The 25,406-nt window shown below is 41.1% G+C and carries 29 protein-coding genes and 1 pseudogene; 7 read left to right on the forward strand and 23 right to left on the reverse strand.

Features of this window, described 5'->3' with window-relative positions; genetic code table 11:
• Positions 1-2 precede the first annotated feature (2 nt).
• The 5 genes from yabQ to E0E32_RS00285 form a co-directional block, all read right to left on the reverse strand.
• The gene (yabQ, locus tag E0E32_RS22785; protein WP_066185618.1) at positions 3-557 is read right to left on the reverse strand and encodes a spore cortex biosynthesis protein YabQ; all 555 of its coding nucleotides are present in this window, start codon (positions 555-557) and stop codon (positions 3-5) included.
• Positions 554-853, reverse strand: a complete 300-nt coding sequence (yabP, locus tag E0E32_RS00270; RefSeq protein ID WP_066185621.1) for a sporulation protein YabP — start codon at positions 851-853, stop codon at positions 554-556. The genes yabQ and yabP overlap by 4 nt, the downstream gene beginning before the upstream one ends.
• A 73-nt stretch (positions 854-926) precedes the next feature.
• On the reverse strand, positions 927-1,184 hold the full coding sequence (locus E0E32_RS00275; RefSeq protein WP_130858610.1) for an RNA-binding S4 domain-containing protein: 258 nt from the start codon (positions 1,182-1,184) through the stop codon (positions 927-929).
• A 12-nt stretch (positions 1,185-1,196) separates the two neighbouring features.
• The gene (gene yabN, locus E0E32_RS00280) at positions 1,197-2,648 is read right to left on the reverse strand and encodes a bifunctional methyltransferase/pyrophosphohydrolase YabN (RefSeq protein WP_130858611.1); all 1,452 of its coding nucleotides are present in this window, start codon (positions 2,646-2,648) and stop codon (positions 1,197-1,199) included.
• Between the two features lie 16 nt (positions 2,649-2,664).
• Positions 2,665-4,209, reverse strand: coding sequence for a putative polysaccharide biosynthesis protein (locus E0E32_RS00285; RefSeq protein ID WP_130858612.1), 1,545 nt, complete (start codon positions 4,207-4,209; stop codon positions 2,665-2,667).
• Positions 4,210-4,416: 207 nt separating this feature from the next.
• On the opposite strand from E0E32_RS00285, the gene E0E32_RS00290 reads away from it, so the two are divergent.
• A complete protein-coding gene (locus tag E0E32_RS00290; protein ID WP_066185633.1) occupies positions 4,417-6,219 on the forward strand; it encodes a cation:proton antiporter in 1,803 nt (600 codons plus the stop codon).
• 313 nt (positions 6,220-6,532) lie between these two features.
• On the opposite strand, the gene E0E32_RS00295 is transcribed toward E0E32_RS00290, so the two are convergent.
• Both E0E32_RS00295 and E0E32_RS00300 read right to left on the reverse strand, forming a co-directional pair.
• Entirely contained in the window at positions 6,533-7,399 is an 867-nt protein-coding gene (locus E0E32_RS00295) for a YitT family protein (RefSeq protein ID WP_066185775.1), read from the reverse strand.
• A gap of 95 nt (positions 7,400-7,494) precedes the next feature.
• Complete coding sequence (locus tag E0E32_RS00300; RefSeq protein ID WP_066185635.1) at positions 7,495-7,674, reverse strand: YvrJ family protein; 180 nt, start codon at positions 7,672-7,674, stop codon at positions 7,495-7,497.
• A gap of 125 nt (positions 7,675-7,799) precedes the next feature.
• Between E0E32_RS00300 and E0E32_RS00305 the strand changes: the two genes are divergently transcribed.
• Complete coding sequence (locus E0E32_RS00305) at positions 7,800-8,003, forward strand: glutaredoxin family protein (protein WP_066185637.1); 204 nt, start codon at positions 7,800-7,802, stop codon at positions 8,001-8,003.
• A gap of 115 nt (positions 8,004-8,118) precedes the next feature.
• A complete protein-coding gene (locus E0E32_RS00310) occupies positions 8,119-8,385 on the forward strand; it encodes a hypothetical protein (RefSeq protein ID WP_207302255.1) in 267 nt (88 codons plus the stop codon).
• 467 nt (positions 8,386-8,852) lie between these two features.
• Here the strand turns inward: E0E32_RS00310 and E0E32_RS00315 are convergent, their stop codons facing one another.
• The 3 genes and pseudogenes from E0E32_RS00315 to E0E32_RS22530 all read right to left on the reverse strand — a co-directional run.
• The gene (locus tag E0E32_RS00315) at positions 8,853-9,212 is read right to left on the reverse strand and encodes a type II toxin-antitoxin system PemK/MazF family toxin (protein WP_066185643.1); all 360 of its coding nucleotides are present in this window, start codon (positions 9,210-9,212) and stop codon (positions 8,853-8,855) included.
• Entirely contained in the window at positions 9,212-9,445 is a 234-nt protein-coding gene (locus E0E32_RS00320; RefSeq protein ID WP_165444905.1) for an AbrB/MazE/SpoVT family DNA-binding domain-containing protein, read from the reverse strand. The genes E0E32_RS00315 and E0E32_RS00320 overlap by 1 nt, the downstream gene beginning before the upstream one ends.
• A 258-nt stretch (positions 9,446-9,703) precedes the next feature.
• A pseudogene (locus E0E32_RS22530) lies at positions 9,704-9,787 on the reverse strand (ATP-binding cassette domain-containing protein); the annotation flags it as partial.
• A gap of 675 nt (positions 9,788-10,462) precedes the next feature.
• Between E0E32_RS22530 and E0E32_RS00330 the strand changes: the two are divergent.
• Positions 10,463-10,684, forward strand: coding sequence for a hypothetical protein (locus E0E32_RS00330; RefSeq protein ID WP_130858613.1), 222 nt, complete (start codon positions 10,463-10,465; stop codon positions 10,682-10,684).
• Between the two features lie 684 nt (positions 10,685-11,368).
• Positions 11,369-11,509: a hypothetical protein gene (locus E0E32_RS21960; protein ID WP_165444906.1), complete on the forward strand. Its 141-nt coding sequence runs from the start codon at positions 11,369-11,371 to the stop codon at positions 11,507-11,509.
• 614 nt (positions 11,510-12,123) lie between these two features.
• Here the strand turns inward: E0E32_RS21960 and E0E32_RS00335 are convergent.
• The 3 genes from E0E32_RS00335 to E0E32_RS00345 all read right to left on the reverse strand — a co-directional run bounded on the left by E0E32_RS00335 (position 12,124) and on the right by E0E32_RS00345 (position 13,731).
• Complete coding sequence (locus tag E0E32_RS00335; protein ID WP_130858614.1) at positions 12,124-12,525, reverse strand: hypothetical protein; 402 nt, start codon at positions 12,523-12,525, stop codon at positions 12,124-12,126.
• A 74-nt stretch (positions 12,526-12,599) separates the two neighbouring features.
• Positions 12,600-13,262: a hypothetical protein gene (locus E0E32_RS00340; RefSeq protein WP_066185664.1), complete on the reverse strand. Its 663-nt coding sequence runs from the start codon at positions 13,260-13,262 to the stop codon at positions 12,600-12,602.
• A 43-nt stretch (positions 13,263-13,305) separates the two neighbouring features.
• Positions 13,306-13,731, reverse strand: a complete 426-nt coding sequence (locus tag E0E32_RS00345) for a hypothetical protein (RefSeq protein WP_066185668.1) — start codon at positions 13,729-13,731, stop codon at positions 13,306-13,308.
• A 495-nt stretch (positions 13,732-14,226) separates the two neighbouring features.
• Between E0E32_RS00345 and E0E32_RS00350 the strand changes: the two genes are divergently transcribed.
• Positions 14,227-14,559, forward strand: coding sequence for a hypothetical protein (locus tag E0E32_RS00350; protein ID WP_066185671.1), 333 nt, complete (start codon positions 14,227-14,229; stop codon positions 14,557-14,559).
• A 337-nt stretch (positions 14,560-14,896) separates the two neighbouring features.
• Here E0E32_RS00350 and E0E32_RS00355 read toward each other — a convergent pair whose 3' ends face one another.
• The gene (locus tag E0E32_RS00355) at positions 14,897-15,169 is read right to left on the reverse strand and encodes a YesK family protein (protein ID WP_130858615.1); all 273 of its coding nucleotides are present in this window, start codon (positions 15,167-15,169) and stop codon (positions 14,897-14,899) included.
• Between the two features lie 151 nt (positions 15,170-15,320).
• Here E0E32_RS00355 and E0E32_RS00360 point away from each other — a divergent pair, with 151 nt between their 5' ends.
• Positions 15,321-15,596 carry a hypothetical protein gene (locus tag E0E32_RS00360; RefSeq protein ID WP_066185674.1) on the forward strand — a complete coding sequence of 92 codons (276 nt, stop codon included), beginning with the start codon at positions 15,321-15,323 and terminating at the stop codon, positions 15,594-15,596.
• Positions 15,597-15,679: 83 nt separating this feature from the next.
• On the opposite strand, the gene E0E32_RS00365 is transcribed toward E0E32_RS00360, so the two are convergent.
• The 9 genes from E0E32_RS00365 to E0E32_RS00405 all read right to left on the reverse strand — a co-directional run bounded on the left by E0E32_RS00365 (position 15,680) and on the right by E0E32_RS00405 (position 25,406).
• Positions 15,680-15,889 (reverse strand): hypothetical protein, encoded by a 210-nt coding sequence (locus E0E32_RS00365; RefSeq protein ID WP_130858616.1) that lies wholly within the window; start codon positions 15,887-15,889, stop codon positions 15,680-15,682.
• 205 nt (positions 15,890-16,094) lie between these two features.
• Complete coding sequence (spoVT, locus tag E0E32_RS00370; protein ID WP_066185679.1) at positions 16,095-16,631, reverse strand: stage V sporulation protein T; 537 nt, start codon at positions 16,629-16,631, stop codon at positions 16,095-16,097.
• A gap of 108 nt (positions 16,632-16,739) precedes the next feature.
• On the reverse strand, positions 16,740-20,273 hold the full coding sequence (gene mfd, locus E0E32_RS00375) for a transcription-repair coupling factor (RefSeq protein ID WP_130858617.1): 3,534 nt from the start codon (positions 20,271-20,273) through the stop codon (positions 16,740-16,742).
• 150 nt (positions 20,274-20,423) lie between these two features.
• Positions 20,424-20,654, reverse strand: coding sequence for an anti-sigma-F factor Fin (fin, locus tag E0E32_RS00380; protein WP_130858618.1), 231 nt, complete (start codon positions 20,652-20,654; stop codon positions 20,424-20,426).
• Between the two features lie 83 nt (positions 20,655-20,737).
• The gene (gene pth, locus E0E32_RS00385; protein ID WP_066185687.1) at positions 20,738-21,298 is read right to left on the reverse strand and encodes an aminoacyl-tRNA hydrolase; all 561 of its coding nucleotides are present in this window, start codon (positions 21,296-21,298) and stop codon (positions 20,738-20,740) included.
• 70 nt (positions 21,299-21,368) lie between these two features.
• Positions 21,369-21,977: a hypothetical protein gene (locus E0E32_RS00390; protein ID WP_130858619.1), complete on the reverse strand. Its 609-nt coding sequence runs from the start codon at positions 21,975-21,977 to the stop codon at positions 21,369-21,371.
• On the reverse strand, positions 21,974-22,750 hold the full coding sequence (locus E0E32_RS00395; protein WP_066185692.1) for an ABC transporter ATP-binding protein: 777 nt from the start codon (positions 22,748-22,750) through the stop codon (positions 21,974-21,976). Before E0E32_RS00395 ends, E0E32_RS00390 begins: the two co-directional genes overlap by 4 nt.
• 915 nt (positions 22,751-23,665) lie before the next feature.
• Positions 23,666-24,298 (reverse strand): 50S ribosomal protein L25/general stress protein Ctc, encoded by a 633-nt coding sequence (locus E0E32_RS00400; protein WP_066185694.1) that lies wholly within the window; start codon positions 24,296-24,298, stop codon positions 23,666-23,668.
• A gap of 160 nt (positions 24,299-24,458) precedes the next feature.
• On the reverse strand, positions 24,459-25,406 hold the full coding sequence (locus E0E32_RS00405; protein ID WP_207302256.1) for a ribose-phosphate diphosphokinase: 948 nt from the start codon (positions 25,404-25,406) through the stop codon (positions 24,459-24,461).

The following is a 25,406-nucleotide window of genomic DNA, read 5'->3' on the forward strand; positions in this document are numbered from 1 at the left end:
GCTCATTTGTGCTTTCTTCTTATTTTACTATAAAACCGATGAAAAAGATGTAGATAATTTTGCGCATTTTTTGGCAAAAGTTTTCTGACCTTATGGAACAGCCAGGTGATTGGAAAAAATACCCACTTCAAAATAGTCAGCAATAGGGAAACTATTTTAAGCAGGATCACGACTATGACCGTAACGATCCACACAATAGGTCGAACCAGCAGTATGCGTATCAATTGATAAAAAAATCGATATAAATGTTTGATGACATGTATACATATCTCCAATACCCGGCTGAAGAGACGTTCAAACAATGCTTTAAACATAGCAAATCCACATAAAACAGCCAAAAACAGATAAAAACGTACAATGCCTTCATTTACCACAAAAAGAACCGTAAAGAGGACCATGGCTTGTATAAACCAAAATAAGATTTCCAGCAGGTACTTCCAGGTTATGCTGTTCCTCCATATAGGTGCCAATCGATTAAAAGTAAAATAGGCGGCGCCAACATAAACCCCGGATAAGAGCATCGTTAATAGGGTAATAAATTGGGTGCTTAAGGTCATTTAAACAGCTTGCTAAACAGTCCTTTAGCCTTCTCCCCATGGTGCTCGTCCAAGTAAGTCAGTTCATATACCTTCCCTTTTATCGACACAATCCCTGACTCCACATCGAGATTCTTCATTTGTAAGTTCTCCCCACGGATGACAAGATAGCCCATCACCGTTTGCAAAAGAAACTCCTCACTATCAAAGCTATCTACTTCTTTGACTCCATCTATCTCTAGCAATCGGCGGTTCGTCATTTTAACTTGATGGTCCAATTGTGATGTCGGCGTTGGCTTCTTTTCATAATAGTTCATTTCCTTATTCCCTCCTTTTATCCATTACTAATCTATGAATAAAGGGACAAGTTTAGAACAAGGAGACTCACGATTATTGCTTATATTCTTCCTTTTTCGTCGTATATAATTGGGCGGCTTCCTCTTTTTTGACGGCTTCTTTTAACTCGTTAATTTCTAGTGTTACGATCTTTTGGCCAAATTGAATCTGCAGCTCATCTCCAACTGCTATCGTTGTAGACGCCTTGGCCGTGTTGCCGTTTACGAGAATTCTACCTTGGTCGGCTATTTCCTTTGCTAGTGTTCTTCGTTTAATCAGACGTGATACCTTTAGAAATTTGTCTAAGCGCATAGCGTTTTCCTCCTAGTCTTCCAGCTGCTTGGCTTCTTCCCAAAAACGATCTAATTCTGTTAACGAGAAGGCCTTCCATGGCTGTCCGCTTTCTTTTACTCGTTGTTCCACATGTTCAAACCGCTGCTTAAAAACATGGTTGGATTTGATTAAGGCGATCTCTGGGTTAATCTTATAATATCTTGCTAGATTCGTCATTGCAAATAGAATATCTCCAAACTCCTTCTCCTGTTCTGCTACCGTCTCTTGCTCCAGCGCCTCCTTCCACTCGGTGAGCTCTTCATAGACTTTGTCCCACATCGGAGCAGGCTCTGACCAATCAAAGCCTACCTTGGCTGCTTTCTTCTGTATCTCTTCCGCTAGTAAAAGGGCAGGCAGACCTTCCGTGAGATGAGCAAGGAGACTAGTTGGTTGACCGCCTTTCTCCTCACGCTTAATGGTCGCCCAGTTACGAGCCACTTCTTGTTCGTCCTCTACCTCTATATCAGCAAACACATGCGGATGCCTGCGAATCATTTTTTCGGTAATACTATATATTACGTCATCGATGGTAAAAAATCCTGCCTCTGTGCCGATTTGGCTATGCAGCATGACTTGCAAGAGCACATCACCTAGTTCTTCAGCGATGGCTTGATCATCCTCTTGATCAATTGCCTCGATGACTTCATACGCCTCTTCAATCAAGTATTTTTTTAGTGTCTGATGGGTTTGCTTACGATCCCACGGGCATCCGCCAGGCGCTCTTAAAATGGCAATCACTTCCTGTAGGCGGTGGAATTGATGATTTAATTGTTCCTTGGCAACCGGGGCGACATACACACTTGTGAGATTACTCAACGAAACTTGCTGATCCAGCTCTACTAGAGGAATCTGCTGCAATCGTTCCTCTTTACTGCCCACCGCCTCTACAATCGTTACTAGCTGCTCTGGCGGCAGATCCTCTAACAAGGTAAGTTTCACTTCGGAGGCGATAAAACCATCGTAGACCTGACAGAAAACAAGGTGCTGCTCGTAGGAAAGCTGATGACGTTGGAAGCCAGTGGCATCAACCAATTGAAACCCTTCAATAGGATCGATTTGCAATGCCGCAAACAAATCATCCAGAAAGCTTTGACCTCCGGCAATCTTCACCTCAATCTCACTTTGCTCGAGAAGCAACTGTACGGTTTGCTCCGCTAGCATCGGATGACCTGGCACGGCATAAACGATTTTTTCAGCTATTTTCGCTTGTTCCACTAGTTGCTTCACAATCTGCTGATAGACCTCTTCAAACTGGTCATGCTGCTCATACACGGCATCAAACGAAGTAAAATGAACCCCTTCTATACTTAGCGTTTGAACGACGGGATGATCCAAGGTGCGTACCATTACCTTTTTTGCGTTCCTTATTTTTTTATAGATACCGAGAGGCAGCTGATCGATATCACCGCCGCCAAGGCCGATAATTTCTATAATTGGTTTCATAAGTATACCCCCTGATTTATTTCTGCTTGCGTACAGACAGTTGTTCTCGCTCTCTTTGATTCAATGCACCGGTTTTGATCAGTACGAAGCCATAGACAGCTGCTCCTGCTGCCACTTTTACAAGCACAATGACGAATAAATAAAACCGATCATCCACTACGGGCAGCAGCAACTGCAGGGTGTATAAAAGCAGTGCCATCACACCACTAGCAAGCAAGAGTTGTTTCCAAGGCAGGACGCGAAATCGGTCTACCTTGATTCGTGCCCGCAATAGGCGATCATAGCTTAAGGCAATAGCAGCGAGCGTCACTACCGTGGCCACTGCACCCCCATTCACTCCCAACCTGGTGATCAATAGATCATTCAACACTAGCTTCAGCAGCAGTCCAACGAGCAAAATCGCGGCCGTCCATCGCATATAACCAAATCCTTGTAATATCGCGGCAAGGGTGACAGCTAAAGAAGAGAATAGAATCGCAAGCGCTAAGATACGTAATGCGGTTGTCCCGCTCTGATTTTGAAAAAAGAGCTGATTAATCTCTGGAAGTAACAGCAACAAACCAACCGTCGCCCCAACCGATAATAAGACCGCATATTTGATCGTGCTCCGTATTTTTTCCAATGTGCCTTGCTGGTCCATCTGCCACGACAAGCTGGTCACTTGAGGAACCAGAGCCAAGGCAAGTGAAGAGCCCAAAACCGTCACCAATTGGACAAGCGGCTGACCTCGGTCAAAGATCCCTTTCCATTCTCTAGCCTCTTCCAACGTGAACCCATAAGCAGATAAGGCAGGAACCATGGTAAAGGCATCGGCTAACTGCATGACTAACAGCAGCATATGATTAAGACTAATCACGACACCAGATAAGATGATCGATCGGGCTAAAAAACGGAAGCTGTGCCCAGTCAGAGAGGTTCTTGGCTCTATCTGTTTCCTCGTATAGCGCTGATAGAATGGCCATAGAAACAGAGCGGCCAGCAACAAACCCGATCCAGTCGCCACAATCGCGCCCGTTGCAATATGGTGGACGGCTAAGTGCTGATAGAAAATCAAGATGGCTGTCGCAATAAGTAAGCAAGCGCGAAACAATTGCTCTACCATTTGTGAATAAGCGGTCGGTTCCATCCAGTGCCCCGCCTGTGTCACCCCTCGTAATAATGCCACAAAAGGAACCAGTAGAAACACCCATCCCAGCTGTCGGAGCGCACGGATTAGCTGTTCGTCCCCCATCATCCCTGCTATCAACGGACTGGCCCAAAGGATCAACAAGGCAATGACAACACAAAAGCCGATCATCATACATAAAATCCGGCGGTAGCTCTGTTTATTTTTGGCAGACGGCCACTCAGCCAAATATCTTGAAATCGCCGCCGGAAATCCGTATAAAGCCAGCATCGAAGCAATCCCAAGGAGCGGATAAAGCTGTTGGTACATATAGAACCCAACATCCCCCGTGAGATTCTGTAAAGGTATGCGATAAAAGGCGCTAATCACCTTGCTGAGCAATCCAGCAATCATTAAGGCAAAGGCACCTGTATAGATTTTTTTTACTCGTGTCATGCGGTACTTCCTTTAAGTTAAATTAATTGTCATTATACCATAATACAAAGAAACCCGCTCCTACAAGTAAAGCATAACAAACCGGCAACTAGGGAAACTATATCACATACAAAACCACCTTGCTAAAAAGTCTTGCAAAATAGGCGACAAATCTTGGTAAAATTGATAAACTGCTAACATACATAAAAAGAAGCGGGAGATGTACATATGGAAAATATCGCATTAATCAGTGTTGCCGCAATCGTGGTGGCAGGTATCTTCTCACAATGGTTGGCTTGGCGCATACAGTGGCCATCGATTGTGATTATGTCAATTGCCGGTTTGTTACTTGGACCGGTCTTTGGACTATTTGATCCACAAGAAGCGCTAGGAAATTTCTATAGTCCATTAATCTCCCTTGCCGTGGCAATTATCTTATTTGAAGGGAGCTCAAGTCTTGATGTACGTGAAATTAAAGGGGTGTCCAAATCCGTCTTTCGTATTGTCACGTTCGGGGCCTTTCTCGCTTGGATTGGCGGGGCACTTGCGGCTCATTTTATCGCAGGGTTGAGTCTGGAAATATCGTTTATTATTGGCGGGCTATTTATTGTAACTGGGCCAACGGTCATCATTCCTTTACTCCGCAATGCTAAGCTCAAACCTCGAACTGCAGCTGTCCTTAAATGGGAAGGGATTATCGTCGATCCGTTTGGGCCATTGCTTGCCTTGTTTGCCTATGAGGTCATCAAGGTACTGACCACTGAGACACTGCAAGCCGATTATATGCTGAATTTTTTTATTAGTGCCGTGATTGCCATTATTTTCGGTTATGTGATTGGTTTTCTAGTCAGTTTGATGATTGGCAAAGGCATGTTTCCGGAATATTTGAAATCACCAATTATGATTGCCTTTGTATTACTTTGCTTTACTCTGGCAGAGGTTGTCATGCATGAGACAGGTATGCTTGCCGTTACGGTAATGGGTTTAACGGTTGCGAGGACAAAGCATTATATCTCGTCCCTTGGTCATGATGTCAGCCATTTTGTCGAGAATATATCGGTCTTGCTTACATCGACCATCTTTATTTTGCTGACCTCTTCCTTGTCCCGAGAGACGATTGCTGAAATGTTTACATGGCCGATTATTGGCTTTGTTCTAGTAATGCTCTTTATCGTACGCCCACTGTCAATTTGGCTATCCACTTTCGGAACGGAGCTTTCCAATGCAGAAAAAGGGCTGATCGGCTGGGTGGCACCTCGGGGTATTGTGGCACTGTCTGTTTCGGGATACTTTGCCACTAACCTGCTGAATGATGGACATGAAGGGGCAGAACTCTTGACCACCCTAACCTTTGCGCTAGTGTTTATCACCGTCTGCGCGCATGGATTTTCATTAGGGCCGGTGGCTAAGGCGCTCAAACTGGCCAATGATGCACCACCCGGAATTCTAATCGTTGGGGCTAACAGCTTTTCGATTGCACTAGCTGGACATTTACAAAAACTTGGCATCCCTGTATTAATCAGCGATCCATCCGCTACCCAGCTGCTGCCGGCCATTCACCAACAAATTCCGACCCATCAAGGACATATTCTGGCCGAGCACAGTGAGTATGAGGTAGACCTGACTCCATATGAAACCATTTTATCGATGACAGGGGATCCTTCCCTTAATGCGCTCGTCAGTCAGTCGTATGCACCCAGATTTGGTTATAACAACACCTTTTCTCTGCCGAACCGCAACTATAAACAAGGGAAACAAAGCGCGGTACCTACCGCAAGAAAGGCCCACTTGCTATTTGATGAAGAGGCGATTTTTACCGAGTTAAATAAACGAATCAATACCGGCTACACGATACAAACCTTGCCATACCAGCAAAAAGAGAAAATAGAAAGAGAATCCTTACCAGATGATACGATTCCTCTTTTCGTGAAAAAGGAAAAGACAGCTGTACAATTTGTAACATTGAGACGTAAAATCACCCTGGATGAGGGAGATCAGCTGATCGTGCTGCGAAAGGGTAGCTCTGAGTAGAAAAATCAGGGAGAAGTTTACCCAGTCCTTTCAGACAAGCTCGATTGGAAACTGCTATAAGATGTTTTTGTACAATAGAGCCATTTTTTAGGTTCTTTCCTGTACGAGTCAAACGCTATGAAAAAAAGAAGATTTGGCTGAGTTCATCATAAAGCACCCATACACATTAACGCTCAAAATAACGACTAGAAAAACTTACACAATTCAGCTTATCGATCGTCTGATTAGTTCACGTTTAAATCCTATGATAGTGCATTTCTTATTTATATAAAATAATAGGAGAGCGGGGTGGCCGACAGCTTCCCGCTCTCCTTTATAGTTTTTGCCCATAATAACGTTCGAGTGAAAAACCTCTGCCAAGAATTTCAGAGGCATTCATAAAAATGGTGAAATCCTCTGGTGCTTCTTCCTGCAGCAACCTTTTTAACTGTACGGCCTCTGGTTGTTCCGCGACACAAAGAATCATCGTCTTATCCATTTTGGAATAGCCGCCAACCGAGCGAATCTTCGTCATGCCCCGGTCAATGCCATCCTGAATCAAGCGCTGAACCTTCTCCTCTTCTTCGGTAATAATCAGAATCAGCTTCGTCGAGGCGGTGCGCAATTGAACAAAGTCAATTGCCTTACCGCTAATATAGATCGCCATCAACGCAAACAAGGTGAGCTCGATATTGAATACCACCATCGAGGTGATCACAACCAGCCCGTCTACGATAAACTGCGAATAACCACTGGATATCCCGGTAAACTTCTTAACGATTTGGGCAATCGCCGCCGTACCACCCGTCGAACCATTTCCTTTATAGACAACGCCGAGACCGGCCCCAAGAATTAAACCACCATATAGGGCACTGAGAAATGGATTGGTCACCTCAACCGGTATATCAGCAGATAGATAAATCGTAAGCGGCACCCAAAAAGTACCGACTAACGTTTTCAGGCTAAAATCCTTGCCAAGCGCCAGCCAGCCAATAAAGAAAATCGGGATATTAATCGCCAATTGAACGATAGCCGGATTTACGGCATATAGTTCATAAAGGATCGTACTGACCCCCGAAATCCCCCCAGCCGCTAAACGCGCCGGGAGGAAGAAGATATTATAGGCAAGCCCCACGATTGTTGCCCCGATAATAATGTATATATATTCTTTCCAAGCGTTCGTTGTATACCACTTTTTCATTTGCTGTGTTCCTTTCTTTTCACTAATCACGGTTAAGAAACCTATCTTACTGTATCACCTTATGAAAAAATAGTAAACATGGATGCCGTACGTGTTTATTCCGAGCGAGAATTCTGCTTATCTATCCGCTTGATCACATGAGATAACTCGATAATAACAGACTCCAGATCTTTTAATTTGCGCTCAAATCGTACAAATAAATAAATCGTTATAGCAATGGGAAAGCCAAAATTACCGATCAAGGTTACCCACAAAGGAACTGTTTCTGGTGTCATACGCTCCCCTCCTTTCCTTCCTACGTAATAAAGAGAAAAAAGTGGAGAAAATGAAAGGTTTTATCTTCATCCTTTCATTTTATTGTCTGCACTTCTCTTTAATCGTTAGAAAGAAGGGCTGAGAAATGGAGATTATCGTATATTCAACAGACCTATATATTTTCTGTCAAAAGCAGAAGGCATTCCTAGAAAGCTTGGGAGTGGATTTTGTAGAGAAGGATATCCAGAAAAACGAACAATATCGAGAGGAATTCTTCGAACTGGACGGAACAGGTACTCCTCTCACTGTTTTTAAAGTCCTCTCGTATTCGTTAGATTTAATCCACTAATACATGATAGGACTCAATCGTTGGGAAGCATTTTCCTTCACGATGTTCCACCAACAATTGTGTGTCAGTAGTTCTTAATATAAAATAAAGGTAACAGAAAGGAACGATTTTAATGATGAATGGCTTAGAAGTATTTCTCATAGTTGGTCTAATATCTGTTATCCTTTCCTTCTTTATTTGTCGCAGTATAAAAAATAAACAACAGAAGTCATATACTTTTATGATTCCACCTATAGTAGTAACTGTTATAGTTGTGTTGGGCATGATTATATCTATCTTTTTGATCCCTGATGGTTGGGTAATTCTAAGTAATGCTTTTTTTGCACTGGTCATTATAATAGGTGCTTTTTTAGGTTCATTACTTGTAGCACTTACCAAATAGTATGATATAACTTTATAGATCATATTTAAAGTAGATGACAGATATCAAGTGGGGAAAAAGGTTAATGAATATTAACTTTTGAAGAGACTCGGCGTCAGAGTATGAAAGTTCGGGAAACAAAACCTCAACAAATGATTGTTGTGTTTATCCAATTAAAGCGTAATTTGGTCTTAACGTCTCTATCTGTTTTATATATTGCCAATATCTGTACAATATCCGCTGCCAACATAATGCCTCCACAGAACAATTAAGGTGTATTCCAGAAGAAAAGAGGTATAATAAACACCCATAACACGAATAGCATAAGAAGCAATCATGGTATAGTTCATATCCATAGTCCTTTCTTTAAAAATTGATAGAATCGCAAATATTCAAATGTTCTCTGTTAAGGACCAGAATAAGGATTCTACTCTTTCGTCTCTATTAAATACCAAATACCATTATAAAAACAAAATACAAAAATATATTTAAAAGCCACCATTTCTTTCTTCATATTCTTCAAAAATATATGTATGTACTACTTGAACAACCTTATTAACAAGGTCATTAGGCGCTTTTCCTTTTATCTCCGAATTTCTTGTTTTCCAATCCAAATTTTTGATTTGATCCACAATAAGGACACCTTCCATATCTAATCCTTCAGGAATCGAAATATGAAACCCCCATTTTTTTTGCGTTCGACTAATTGGACAAACAGTGGCATAGCCAGTAATACGATTAAATTTTTGAGGAGATAAAACAAGAGCAGGTCTTCTTCCATCCTGCTCAGTCCCTGCCTGTGGATTAAAATCTAAATAAATAAGATCACCTCTAGCCGGTACTTGCATTATATTTCTTCCTTCCCTACTGTATTACTAAATAATTCCTCGACTGGATTTTCTCCCTCACATTGAGCTAGAAGAGAATCCAACGTAGGTCTGTTGGATACTTTGAGCATTATTCCATCTTGAGTATCAAAAATTTCTAATTCTGTGCCGTTTTCCACACCATATTTTTGAGCGATTTTGAATGGAATGCGAACTCCAATACTATTCCCCCACTTTTTTGCTGTAACAGACATCATATACACTCCCTTATGATGATTTTCCCCCATTGTATCACATCCTTATCATTTTGTATATACTAGTTTATACAAAATGATTCAAAATGATACCTTTTACATAAGGTTAAAGTTAATTTTCTTTCTATTTTACCTTAAAAACCAGTCAATGTAGGAAAGTACTTCTTTTTTATGGGACAAAAGCATTGAATGTTAAAATTCAGTTCATTGCGTGAAAAACTTCAAAGAGATGAAGTAGTGAATAACTCTGTATTTAGACTCATCTAATAAAATAATATTCGATTTTTCAAACAAGGCTTGAGCAATATTTAAGCGCCGATTCATTCCTAATGAATATTCTTTATCACTAAATTTATTGCTGTCCCTACCAAAATTAAATGGAATTGCAGCCGGACTTAAAATCGGAATCCACATTCCAAAGAACAGTACTAGCGATAAAACGTTTCCATGTGAAGACTTTTTCCATAGTACTTCTTCCAAGTTTATAACTACTTCTTTTTTAAGCGGGTGGATCCCCCATACCTGTCATAAGAGCTACAAAAACCATAAAAACAGCACTAAGAATGATCACAGTAAGAGCTATTAAAGAAGTTATTTTCAAACCCTTCGTATAAGCATAAACAGCTAAGATCCCGGCAAGAAACAGCGGCCCCCATAACTTGAGCCAATCCGTTATGACTGGGAGATACATAGCGCCCAAAAAAAGGATAATAGGGATGATACTGCCAATGAGAACGATCCAACTTTATTGATTTGCATATAAGAAACCTCCTAGGAATAAGAATGTAGTCTTCCCTAACAAATTCAGTACAAATTTTCACCTGTAAACTTCATCTTCAGCATAACATTGGTGAAAAAAATATCAAAAAGGATTAACGCTAAGCAGTCTTTATATTTTAAGCTATTAGAACTATAATAAATGATATAGCGTTTTCATAGAAGATAATAAACTACAGAATACCAGGATTAAATGAACTCAAACAGAAGATTGTTTTTAAAAAGGGGAGACCAAATACGATGAAATTAGTAATTTTTCACTTGGGTTATTTTATGGCACTTGTATGCTTATCTTTCTTCACTTATTTCTTTTTATTCGGAATGGCGTTTGGTGGGGCAATCAATTTATTTATATTGGTGGTTCCACTTGTATTCAGTGTGTCGTGGATTGTCGATTATATTTGGCGGTTTCTAAGTATGAAACCAGATACCGAAAAGATACGATTAATCCCCCCCTGCTAAAAATGAGGCATTTGTCAGTTTATTTCTTCCTAGTATTTTTATAGTATATAGTTTATTGCTAACTACCTTGTTCCCTCTCCCAAATGAGATGTCCCCACATGGGTATTTCTAGGAACACCCGCTGTGTTGCTTTTAATATGGTATGTGCTTTTGTATAGATATACGAAGAATAAAACAGACAACATGCAACTGATATCAAGTTTGCTTCTTGTTGTCGTCTCCTTCGCGTACACTTACAATATTCTTGAAGTTTATGTGGTAGAATTCATGCGATAAAATCAAGCCAGCTATTTTCTCCTCTCGTCGGTTTCATTTTTCGAAATAAAACAAAGATCACAAGAAACCAAATAGGAATAATAAAAGCAAAACTAAAGAAGAATGCCCAACCTAGTTTTGCTTACAACCTTTCGCAAATTCTAATTTGCTTTCTTCACTTATTTCTTTTCTATTTGGTACTTACAATCTTGCATAACGGAATCTTTTTTCGTTTGGAACTACAAAACTTTATTAATACAGCAAAAGCGCTTATGTGTAAATAATTGAAAAAATAATGCAAAATCGAGTTTACTATGAAAAATAATTTTTCTAAAATAGGCAAACAAATGTGCTATTTTATGTTAAACTATTACCGTACATAACAATTGCGTTATTGTACAACTACCTCCAGAAGAGGAGGTGACATCAGTGACGTGTCGCAAGCAAAAAAAGAAACTGGAAAGACAGGCAAAGAAAGTAGCTACAACTAACCACCTAACAAGCCTTGTTAGCGTTGTGGCGAACGGCTTAAAAGCTGTTTACTACTTTATCAAAACGTTTTTCCAATAATGTTTCCCACCTTCCTTCCCATGGAAGGTGGTCTTTTAAAAAAAAGAAAAAGAAGTTGGTAACCACTCCAACTTCTTTCTCGTCAGTAACGTATCGCAATTTAATTTACACCTTTATTTTAAATTAGAAATGAAATGATGTCAACAGGTCAATTGTCTATAATACTTCCCTGTTACCATGTTCATTTTTAGCTAATAAAGGTATCATTAGTTTCCCCCAAAATACAATGTTTATTCTTATTGACACTCCCATCCATACCCAGTGCATATAGCAGGTATGGCTACGGCACTATTACCATGCCGTACAGATGGTTTCATTACATGTTTTAGCGTCTTGTTCTTGACGACACATAGCGTTTTACAGATAGCATGAGTTGAGCTATCTAACCTCATACTCTATTCCACTTTCAAGGAACGAATGGGTGTTTTAAAGACTTTTACTTGTCTCTAGATCAAGTATGGCATATTTCGGAAACTTGATGTGGCCAAATAGCCCACCGTTTCCGACCTCATTCTCATCCCATGTCTAAAGACGGGCTAACGCCCTGCATGGGCTTTCTCATTCGGAAAATCTGAAATTGCAATTAATCCATTAGCATGCCCCATACTATTGATTCAAGGGCTCATCCCGTAAGCCAAGTTAAAAATGACAAATGGAATAAACAATATCGCACCACTAAACAGACATGCTACGATAAAATCAAGCCAGCTATTTTTTCCTCTCGTCGGTTTCATTTTTCGAAATAAAACAAAGATCACAAGAAGCCAAATGGGAATAATAAAAGCAAAACTAAAGGAGAATGTCCAATCCGAACTAACATCCCACCCTTCTGGAATGACAGGGCCATCATTCATATTATATTTTTCATGAATGCGATGATAACCAGTGATGAATATAGGGGTAACAACCATATAATACAAAACCACTAGTGCTTTTATCACTATAGGAAACATGGCAGATTCCTTCAATAATAAACCGAGCAAAAGCAGTAAAATGAGGCACAGCACAATAAACATGTTTATCCCCTCTCCATGTAGCATTGAAGAGAAACGATTCTCCTGCTACACTGACTATAATTGACTTTACCTTTTTATGGGAGTTCATGATAAAGGGTTCCATCGGTGTCCATAACGTCCACATTAGGCTCTAAGGAATCCAGTAAAATAATAATAGAAGGATTGGCTTCGGTGGACTGGTTCTCAAAGGTGCGCACATGTACGATCATTCGAGCACTCTTACGTTCAACCGATAAAACCTCGATACTATTCCCTGCTTTTTCTTCACCTAGAGACAGGATCATCGCCTTGTCATCCCCATATGTATTGAAAGTTTTAAACCCCTCGATCCCCGGATGTTCTTGCAGATGCTCATAATACGTTTTCAAATCAGGATCTAGGCTTTCCTCTTTTGCAGCCACGGTAAAACTACGGCCATTAAGCTCTTCCAAGCCTATATAGGACATACCTGCTAATGCCACCACAACGATGGCGGCCAGCGTTATTTTCTTTCGTAACGATTTATTTCCTACAAACCATAACAAACAGCCAACCGTGAAGATACCTGCTCCAATCAATGAGATCGGCATTCCCACAAATCCACCAATGATAAATCCACCAATCACAAAGACCAGACCGCTCCCGCCTACGATAATTTTTCTTTTTTCTTCGTTTGATTCTTGGATAAAATATTTTGTAAGTGCGTACCATATCGCGCCAAATAGTAGGCCGATTAGATAGATAAATAACAGTTTCATTTCTTATCATCCTTATTGATGTTGCGTTTGTGATGGAGTGCTTCTACCCTTGTGTCCATTCCAGATCTAACGTCTCTATCGCTTCTTTCAACTTGTTCTCTCCTATTATTTCATATGATTTTTGATTCATCGTTATAAACGTATCGCCAAAATCCATGTGATGTTGTTCCAGAGCGTTAAAATTGGGCTTTTTTTCTGTCATTGTATGAATGGTTATAATATAATTCATGGGTGATGATGAACGGCTTGGCTTTAGTGTCATATCGGCAGACTTCTTCATGATGGTTTCCATTGTTTGTTTATCGTTAATCTTAATATATGCATGGCTCGATGCAACATCATCGGAATCTTCCCTTCGATAGATATCTATACTCTGGATATCGTCTGTTGTGGCAGCAATGTTCTCGGTAAACACTTCCTTCAAGGTTACGGTTCGAATGTTTTTTTGATAGACAACGTATCCTGCCAAATCTCTATTTCTGCTGTCTGTTTGCTCGTATTACTAGCTATTCTTTTATCAAACTCCGACAGAAGACTCCCACCTCAAGGAATGTGAAGGGCATAGCCCGATGAGTAGGTGGGAGATGAATGTCGGTAGTATCCTAAATAGTTGAAAACAGCGAACATTTGTGCTGTGATATGATTGTAAGTTGCTCTTTGAAAACTGAAGATAGGAGGTTGTTGCAGGAAAATCGTCTGCAACGTAAAATCTTCAACGTTCAGTCGCCCCACACGACCCGAAGTTGCGAAAATCAAGCTAAAGTAGGACGTGTGGCGAGTCGGGCGTACAAGATATAAAGCACGAACCGTTGGGATGACGGGGTTAGCTTGCTAAAAAACTGGTGGATGCACCGGTGTTCGCAGGAATCTCCCACTTCAAATTTTCATTAGAAAATTAAGTGGGGGTAGTTCAAATCGTTCCTTCTCACCCACAACTACGTTTCGTGAAGTGGTCATCCATAACTTGGATGATAAAAAGGTAACACGGATTATGATAGAGAACAGAAGTAGAACAGAAACCCTTGTGGCTACTATGGATAATCAGATGCCCCTCGATAAACTATTCCGTCAATTACCGGAAATGGAACTAAGACGAACGCTATTTAACAATAAAGACTCATTGGATTATAGCTTAATCGTAGAAACGGGGTATGACTCTCACCTCTTTAGTTACGACAGCAAATATGTCTCCGTTCGTGGAAAAAAGTATAAGATTACCTCTGGCGATCTAGTCTCTTATATTGATCAGTTGAACTTGGAATGGAAAAATTATAACGAGTGGTTTGAGAGCGAATAATATATGACTATCTTCCATAACCTCTTCATGAACCATATTTCTCTTTTTCCCATGCTATGATCCTTCAATTATGAATACCGCCCTGATTTTTAGACTACCGTGATTTCTTTATCTTGAGGACATTCGCAATCACCATTAACATGATTCCCACCACGCACATGATGATGCCAACCATATCTGTTGTGCTTAATGACGGACCACTTACCATCCAAATAGCAGCACCCATAATTAAGAAAATAAAGCCTGTTTTTGTTAGGTAACTCTGCCCTTTGAGTAGAATGGGATAGCCTCCTAATCGTTTATCATTTGTTCCCTCTAAGCCATCTATGATACAAAATTACTGGGACAGACGCGGCTTTCCCAGTACCACCATCATCACGGAAACGAACGAAAAGATCAGAATATACATCGCCAAGATAGCATATGCAGCCCCTTCAAAGCCTCGTATCTCTACCAGTCCTATATAGCCCAATATACCTGTCGTCAACACACCCAGGATGGCAGGGATAATATGCAACTTGGTTTTATCACTTACCTTCCTCAGTATACCCGTTGCCAATAACAGAGCAATCCCAGGAATACTGGCAATAAGTAATGGTTTTATAAACATCCTCACCCCTCCCCTCCTGACCGAAAGTTGCGTTTTCTATGCTACTATTTTATCATATAAGTAAACGCTTCCCAAGAAGGGATTAATTCTACGGTTTGTTTTTCTCAAGCTGAAATAGCTTTAAATACTGCCAGAAATAGGGGGGAGTTTTGTGAAGAAAATAATATTTATCATACTTTTCATTGCTATCACCATCTTTTTATTTTGGCGTTGGCATGCAGAACCTGAGATTTCAAAAGAAGAGGCGGTAAACACGGTTATTGAGGAGCATATGAGTAATACAGGGGAAATAAAAATATTATCGATTCAAAAAAGATGGGGAAACTATATCGTAGAATGGGAAAATAAGCAAAATTGTGAGAAAGGGAAAAATACGATTGATGGGATAAATGCCGAAATACGCAAAGGAAAAGTTTCCGTATGCTAATTGCACCTCATTACGATGTGTTACGTAAAAAAGTGAGCCTCTTTCCTATCAGCAGACCCACTTTTCATCGTATACGTGATGGCTTACTGATTCGCAAGCTTTTTAATTTTCTCCTTACTAAGCTCTGTTACATCAGCGATTTCACTGATCGACATTCCTTTGGCTAGCAACTTCATAATTATTTCTTGCTGTCCTTCTTTCATCCCCATTTCATAATAGGAATTAGGAAGATGACGGACCACTTCTTTCTCCTCTTCCGATAAGTTTTCTAGGTTCTCGATTTCCTTCAGCACTTGTTTTTCCTCCTCTTCGTTTAGTTGCAAATACGTATCAAAAAAACCATACAGCAGTTCCATTCTCGCTGGGTCGATTTCCTTTCGATTAAGCTAGTATTATTTACACAAAAGTGCTTGTATCTGGCTTGCCACAGTGATCATCCCTAACCACCATAAAGCCCCTTAAACATAAGCTTTCCGCTTACTTTAAGGGGCTTTTTCTTTAATCCATCTGCTTCGCTAGAAAGGTTGCTGCGGTTTGGGCCGCTTTTTCTTCCAGTTCGCCAAATGTTTTTTTCTCTTTGCTGAACAGGATTACACAGCCAATCGGATCACCACTGGCCACAATCGGTTGGATCACATAGGAGCTTACGGTTTCCTCCTTGCTTTCCACCATTTCTAATTCCGTAGAGCTCGATTGGCTGGATGGCTGACGCTTATCCATTACCTCATCCATTTGCTTGGAGATATGTTTACCTAAATAATCTTTCTTTGATTCTCCTGCGACAGCGATGATTTCATCCCGATCACTAATAAGTACCGACACATGTAAAGAGTCGAATAATGCCTCTGCGTATTCTATGGCAAAATCGCCAAGCTCACTAATGGGTGAATATTTCTTCAGAATCACTTCCCCATCTCGATCGACAAAAATCTCTAGTGGATCTCCCTCTCGTATCCGAAGTGTCCGACGAATTTCCTTTGGGATGACCACCCTGCCTAAATCATCAATACGACGTACGATTCCTGTTGCTTTCATTCATCATTAACCTCACTTTCTCTTCATACAGCATAAGATAATTATGTTGTAAGGTTAGTATGATGAATTAAAATGGAAACTATACCTTTTTTCGGGGATTTTTTTCCGTTAGCTGACCGAGGCAGCTTTCATACCGTCTAATGCCTCGATAAACTCTGCCAATATATCATAACGCTTGGCATATTGTTGTTTATCAAAACGGAAATCCACCTTCAATTTCTGCTGTTCTGTGCCTAATTGAATCATTCTGCCATACTGATTAGCCAACTCAAACAACTTCGCCCCATCGAGTGCTCTACTGCTCTCTTCTTCCATGATGACCTCCATTGTCTGCTTCCGCTCCGTCACCGATTCCACCCGTTCTTTCTTGAGCATCATTTTCAGCGCCGCTACTTGAAGCAGGTTTTCTACTGGATCTGGATAGTCGCCAAAGCGATCGATTAATTCATCACGCAAGTCTTGAATATCCTCTTGGGAATAAATAGATTGGAATCGTTTATACATATCCACCTTTTGCTTTTCATCCGCAATATAAGAATCAGGGATATAGGCGTCTAGTTTCAAATCAAGTTCTACCTCAAATGGTTGGACTTCTTCAATCGTCTTCCCTTGTTTCTTCGCTTCCACTGCCTCTTGCAGCATTTGCGAGTACATATCAAAGCCGACCGAGTCGATAAAACCATGCTGTTGGGCCCCGAGAATATTACCGGCACCACGGATGGATAGGTCGCGCATAGCAATCTTAAAGCCAGAGCCTAATTCCGTAAATTCCTTAATGGCCTGCAATCGTTTCTCGGACACTTCTGTTAAGACTTTATCCTGATTGTAGGTAAAATAGGCATAAGCCACTCGATTAGAACGTCCCACACGTCCACGGAGCTGATACAGCTGGCTTAACCCCATATGGTCGGCATTGTCAACAATTAGGGTATTGACATTGGGAATATCCACGCCTGTTTCGATAATGGTGGTGCTGACAAGTACGTCGGCCTCTCCTTCTAAAAAGGAGAACATCACATTCTCTAGTTCCGTCTCATTCATTTGTCCATGCGCAACGGACACACGTGATTCAGGCACCAGAGCCTGGATTTCCTGGGCAATTCGTTCAATCGAATCTACTCGATTATATAGAAAATAGACCTGCCCTCCCCTGGCTAATTCACGCTCAATCGCTTCTCGCACTAGTGGTGCATTATATTCCATCACATACGTCTGGATCGGAAAACGGTTCTCTGGCGGCGTCTCAATGACGGATAGGTCACGCACCCCTAACATCGACATATGCAATGTACGTGGAATCGGTGTAGCCGTAAGCGTCAGTACATCAACATTCGTTTTTAATTGCTTGATCTTTTCTTTATGTTTTACACCGAAGCGCTGCTCTTCATCGACAATAAGCAGACCTAAATCTTTATAGACAACATCCTTGGATAACAGACGATGCGTACCGATGACTAGATCGACACCACCTGTTTTTAGGCCTTTTAATGTTTCGGTTTGCTGCTTTCTAGTACGGAAACGACTGAGCAAACCAATATTGATCGGATAATCCTGAAATCGTTCCATTACCGTCTTATAGTGCTGCTGTGCCAAGATCGTGGTTGGCGCTAAGATAGCCGCTTGTTTGCCATCTGCAATTGCCTTGAACGCAGCTCGAATAGCTACCTCCGTCTTGCCATAGCCTACATCCCCGCAAAGCAGGCGATCCATTGGTTTTTCGCTCTCCATATCCTGCTTAATTTCTTCAACACAACGAAGCTGGTCGTCGGTTTCCTGATAAGGGAAGGCCATTTCAAAATCCTTTTGCAATTCTGTATCCCCATCAAAGGCGTAACCCTTGGCTGCTTCCCTTTCTGCATAAAGCTTCATCAAGTCGTCGGCAATATCTTCGACCTTGGACTGCACCTTGCTTTTTACTTTTTTCCAATCGTTGCCGCCTAAGCGATACATCTTAGGTTCTTTACCCTCGGAACCAACATATTTTTGCACCAAATCGATCTGATCAATCGGCACAAATAGTTTATCGTCACCCGAATATTTAATCAGCATAAAATCTTTGTGTATCTTATTGATTTCCAATGTTTCAATGCCGATATAACGACCGATGCCATGATTCTGATGTACCACATAGTCGCCGACTTTTAATTCTTGATAGCTTTTAATTCGTTCGGCGTTAGAAATTTTTTGCTTGCGTTTCTTTCTGGTAGTCTGTTGTTTAAATAACTCACTCTCGGTAATAATAGCTAACTTATGCATAGGCAGCTCAAAACCACCGCTTATATTTCCAATCGTCACGGTTGGCTGTTCAATAGGCAATGCCGGGAGTGATTCCTGAATCGCCACGTTCATTTGATAATCATCCAGAACGGATTGTACTTTTTCCATCCGTTTAGGGTCAGGTGCTAAAATAATCACGGAATAGTTGGCCTTATGCCATCGTTCCATCTCATTTTGCAATAAGTTCATTTGACCATGAAACTGCTGCATCGCCCGACAGGAGATACTTACAATGTTGGCCGGTGCTGTATTAGGAATATGACGCAAAAATACGGACATATAGATACGCGTTTGTTTCATACTTTGCCATACGGCATGCCAATCAAAAGATAAATTCACATCATGTACCACTTTGGCCCGTTGCAAGTGATCTTTGAACCATTCCTGTTCTTCTGCATCGAGATGGGCAGCCGTCTCTTGAATCCTGCTCATCTCATCCAGCATTACCAATCCATCTGCTGGCAGATAATCTAGTAAACTATAATGCTCGTCATAGAAAAGGGACATATATTTTTTCATCCCTTCAAAACGCTCTCCCTGCTGCAGACGATCGATATCACTACGAATCGTTTCTGTTAAGGTTTGCTGATCGGCTTGATTCTTGATTTTCTTGATCGAATAAGACAGAGCCTCTTCCAGTTTCTGTGCTGCAGCTACTAAGTCATGTTCCTTCAGCAGTAATTCAGTAGCTGGTAAGACTTGAGCCATCTCTAGTTTTTCTAACGATCTTTGTGATTCGGCATCATAATAGCGAATCGAATCTACTTCATCATCGAATAGTTCAATACGAATCGGCTGTTTTTCCGTTAATGGGTAAATATCAATAATGCCGCCACGCAAACTGAATTCGCCCGGACTTGATGTCATGTTCTGCCGGACATAACCCATATCGACTAACTCTGTTAACACCTGATCTATCTCCAAAATCTGTCCCAATGTAAACGACAGTTGGTATTCCTTCCAGTAGGCTAACGGTGGTAACATTCGCTTCAAGGCTGCGACAGGCGCAATCAGAATCCCTTCCTCACTGGAAAGCCATTGGGTCAAGGCAGAAATACGCTGGCTTAGTAGCTCTGGGCTGGATACCGCCAATTCCGCTGCTAATAGTTCATTGACCGGATATAAATAGACTTGAGCATGCTCGGAAAACTCCGTGATATCATCATATAATTGCTGCGCTTGTGTGAGTTGATGTGTTACAATCAATGTTTTCTTTTTGGTAGACTCCTCTAATATAGTCGCCAAGATTCCTCTAGCCGAACCAGATAAGCCGGATATTAACTGTTCTTTCAAACCAGATTCAATACCATCGATGACCGAATGGACATCATCATGCTGCTTCAAGGCTTGTTTTAACTCGTACATAAGCTCCCCCTACTTCTCCTAACATGATAGTTTCTTTTATGCAGCAACAAGGACATTCGTGCTTCGGCCTTGTGCTATACGGTTCATTTCTCTTATAGTCACGCAAAAATGCTTTGGTTAAGCTACCAAAGCTTTCTTACCTAGGTTATATTATTGAATAAAATGATCTACTTCATGATATTGTGGATGCTGTTCTAATAGTTGCTGACAATATTCGCAAATGGCAAATAGCGTCACCTGCTGTTGAGGATGGTAACGAAGCAGCTCCCTCTGTTCCTCGTCCGATAAAAAAGACCAGCCAATCTTATCGAAATCGAGCATGTGTGGCTGAATACTAGCCATCTTCGTTCCACAGTGCTTACACTTATAAGTGATCGTCATCGTTGCCTCTCCTTTTTTGTGAGTTTACTACTAGCTTAACCATTACTCACAAAGACTATGCAACGAAAAAAAACAGACAATCCTTATTTATTGTAATCATTCATTACCTTCGGAAAAGGTTTATCCATCCATGTCTCCATTGCCTCAGCGGCGATCGTGATGGACTTATCGACTGACTCTCGATCTTGCTTGGCAAACTTTCCTAATACATAATCAATAACCGGGATGGGACCATCTGGTCTGCCGATACCGAATCGCAAGCGGTTAAATTGTTTGGTTCCTAATTGATCAATACAAGAACGCACCCCATTATGTCCGCCGTGTCCGCCTGTTTGACGCAATCTTATCTTACCTGTAGGCAAATCTAAATCATCATAGATAACGGTTATTTCGTCTGGCGCTATGTCATAATAGTCCACTAATGGCTTTACAGATTCGCCAGATAAATTCATATATGTCTGTGGTTTAAGCAGGATAATCTTCTCTGTACCTACTGTCTCTACGGTCCATTGTCCGTTGAACTTACTTTTATCCAGTTTCCAGCCATTGCGCTTCGCTATTTCATCGATCACCATAAAGCCAATGTTATGCCTTGTCTTGCGATATTTCAAACCTGGATTTCCTAATCCTACGATACACTTCATAATTCCTACTACTTCCTTTTCCTAAAGTTTCTTAAGTTATAGTGTAACACAAAAAGGTGATCCATGAACATCAAACAAGGTCACCCCGTGCCCGAATTTTATTGGCAAGCCATAAAATCAACCAGCACATGCCTGCCCCAAGAAGGAGATAGGCAATAATAAATACATAACCTATCGTTCCTAAGTATGTCAGACTTTCCATAAAAGCCCCTAATAACCCTCCAATCATCACCGTCACCATATATGCGGTAATGGTTAGTCCCCATTTTAAGACGGGATGAGACAGCATAGTGAACATGGCAATGACGATTGGTGCCAGAACCATCATCGTAGCTAATCTTGTGATGATTTGTATGAATGAATCTGCAAAAGTAACATCACTAAAACCGATGAATCTACCGATGGACTCAAGCAATAACCAGACAACACCGATAAAGAGCACACCTAAAGTCCTTGCTCGGAAAAATGCTTGCAGTGGCAAGGGTAATGATAACATAAATCTTCTCACATGTTGTTTTTCGTCCATTTGCGTCAGAGACAAGCTCATAACAAAAACTAATACATAGCCGGTTACAGAAAAATCGGTATAAAAAAATGTTCCTGCAATCGGGGCAAACAGAACAAGAAAAAGCAAGCCCCATCGCATCAGCCAAAGGTCGAACTTTATAAGCGTTATCAATCGACGTCACCACCTAAGTAATAATCATGTAAATCCTCCAGTGTGGCACGCTTCATTCCTTCTTTGGAAACGGCGTCTTTATGTATGGTACCATCATCAGCCACGACATGATTCGCTTGCAATTCCTCTACAGCTCCATGCAGGAGAATTTCTCCTTTGTCCATCAACCATACGGTAGTAGCGAGCTGCTCCATGTCTGACAGAATATGAGAAGAAAAAATGATCGTCGTTCCACTATTTTTATGTTCTTTTTTCAAAAGGGCAATCATTTGTTTTCTAGACTTGGTGTCCAGACCGGATGTTGGTTCATCTAGCAATAATAGCTTGGGATGATGTGCAAGTGCCACCGCAATACCTGCTTTCATACGCATCCCTCGCGAAAGTTTCTTGACTTTTTTCTTAGCGTCCACTTCAAATGTATGTAACATGGAAAAGAAATAGGCTTCATCCCAGCCCGTATAAACCTCGCTTAATAGCGCAGAAAGTTTGGATAAATGCAAATCATCATATACGGATAAATCATCAAAAACAAAGCCTACATCGCGTTTCCATTCCTGTAACGAAGAAGCCAGATTTCCTTCTATATAACGATAAATCGCACCGCTTGTCGGTCGGATCAATCCAAGCACCAGTTGAATCATCGTGGATTTACCTGCACCATTGTTTCCGATAATACCGAGAATCTCACCTTTTTCAACTGTTATGCCAGGAATCTTCAACATAAATTGATCCCTTTGCTTGGTCACTTGTTCAAGCTGTAAAGCTATGGTCATACGTTCACCTCTTTGCTCTATCTTAAATCTTATATTAGAACATAATATGTTAACACAAAACTTTGCTAAATAGAGGCTACCGATAATGTGGGTTATGTAAAGTAACTTGTAGTTATTTTGAGATGTTATGTGTGCAAGGCTAACGCTCCGGCCAACCACTCCGCTTTTACCCACAGGGCATAAGTCAACATGCGATTCAAGCAAAGAACGCTCTCATCGTGTTTCCTATACCATGGGGACGGCTTCAGCTAAATTGTTCTAAACGAAAGAATAACCTTAGTTACCACACGACAATGTAGTCATATAACTTTTTCTTCGAGTGATTCACTCATCTTGCTAGGACTCCTATGAATAAAAAAACCGTTCCTTAGCATGTGTTCGTTACAATACCTGAATGTAGCACATTATTTAGTAATGCAATGGTTGTAGAGTGTGAAGCACTTATCTCACTACTATATTCATCCTGATAAATAGTAGTTGATGTACTTAGGGTATTTGATACTTACAGTGATAAACATTGTAGTATTATCACATAGCGGAGGGAATGTGCGGAGACTCCTAAACGGTTCGCAGGCTAAACCCATGACTTTTCCTGTCATAACACCTGCACTTGCACGTCTTGTGCATCGCATGACGTGCTGAAGCTCCGCTAAAAAGTGCTCTTCTTTTTAGTTAGCTGAAGCCGCTCCCATGGAACGCGCAGCATATTCCCACAGCGACTTGTCTTGCACATAACAAACAGTCATACTCAGTCCACAGAGAAATGCGTTTTACATAACCCACAGTACCGGCACCTTGGTTAGTAGTGACGTTTATTGCTAAATGACTTTTCACAGCCATTGTAGTCGAAACTATTATTTTTTTTGCTTATGACGAAAAGGCGCAACCACGTTCGTTGCGCCTCATTGCACTATTTTATTCTTCTTCACTGTCGTCTGATTTCTCACCGATTACTTCCGGTTCGGTTGGCTCTTCTTCGGTGGTTTCTTCTGGTTCTTCATCCGGAACCAGGATCGAAACTACTGCCGTATCACCATCTTCGACAATTTCAAAGTTACTTCCTGCTTTCAAGTCCGACACCATAATGCTGTCACCAATGCCCAGTTCAGAAACATCAACGGTTATCTGTTCCGGAATGTCACTTGGCTTAGCCGAGATAGAAAGTTCATATAATGGCTGCTGTAATACACCATTATCCTGTTTCACACCAATCGCTTCTCCTTCTAACACAATCGGTACTTGTACTTCCATTGCTTCTTTCATATTCACTGCATAGAAATCAGCATGTACTAAAGCATCCTTCAATGGATCGACTTGATATTCATGCAGCATAACATCTACTGAACCGCCATCCACCTGCAATGAGATAATGGCGTTTTTCCCTTCATCTCGAACGGTTTTTAATAGTTCAATACTATTAACAGAAATAGTCTGCGGCTCAACTTGGTAGCCATAGATAACGGCAGGAACCTCTCCTGAGGCCCTTAATGCCTTTGTATTTGAAATTTTTAAATCTTCTCTCTTATTTGCTTTTAACGCTATTGCCACTGTAAATCACCCTCCATAATTATTCACTTATACCGTTTTATATTTCCCGCGAATAAGGCAGGTTAAACCTATTTTTTCGCTTAAAAATGATAGATCGTTATTTCATGCATCATGTTCGAATGGACTACGATATGGCGTTACTTTGCTGCTTAAGCTCCTATCAATCAAATAAGATACTAACAGACTGGCGTTCATGCACGCGGATAATCGCTTCACTGATTAACGGTGCTACAGATAGCTGTGTCAGCTTATCTATTTGTTTCTCCTCACTTAACGGAATACTATTCGTTACCACTAACTCTTTGATCTTCGAATTTTCAATGCGTTCAATCGCCGGTCCTGACAAAACAGGGTGTGTACAGCAGGCGAATACTTCTTTGGCACCATTTTCAATTAAGGCGTTTGCTCCTAACGTAATCGTACCTGCCGTATCGATAATATCATCGATAAGGATAGCTGTCTTCCCTTCAATATTACCAACAATGTTCATGACCTCTGCGACATTCGGACGCGGTCTGCGTTTATCGATGATAGCAATGGGGGCCTTCAATCTTTCCGCAAGTTGTCGGGCACGTGTTACCCCACCATGATCAGGGGAAACCACCACAATATCATCTAAATCTTTCTTACTCCAATAACTTGATAAAATCGGTACCCCTACCAACTGATCCACCGGAATATCAAAGAAGCCCTGGATTTGTGGTGCGTGTAAGTCCAGTGTAATGACTCTTGTTGCACCTGCCACCTGTAATAAGTCGGCAACTAGCTTTGCAGTGATCGGTTCACGCGCACGCGCTTTGCGATCTTGTCGCGCATAGCCATAATAAGGGATGACGATATTAATCGATTTTGCGGAGGCCCGCTTTAACGCATCAATCATAATCAACAATTCCATAATATGCTGATTGCCTGGTTCACAAGTGGACTGCACCACATAGACGTCACAGCCACGTATACTCTCTTCAATATTGATTTGAATTTCTCCATCACTAAACTTGGTTACCGAGCTTTTACCTAATTCCACCCCAATATTAGCGGCAATTTCTTCTGCCAATTTTGGATTTGAGTTTAGTGTCAATACTTTTAAGGATGAATCCTCATAGGACAT

Source organism: Gracilibacillus phocaeensis, assembly GCF_900626275.1.
GTDB classification, from domain to species: Bacteria; Bacillota; Bacilli; order Bacillales; family Amphibacillaceae; genus Gracilibacillus; species Gracilibacillus timonensis.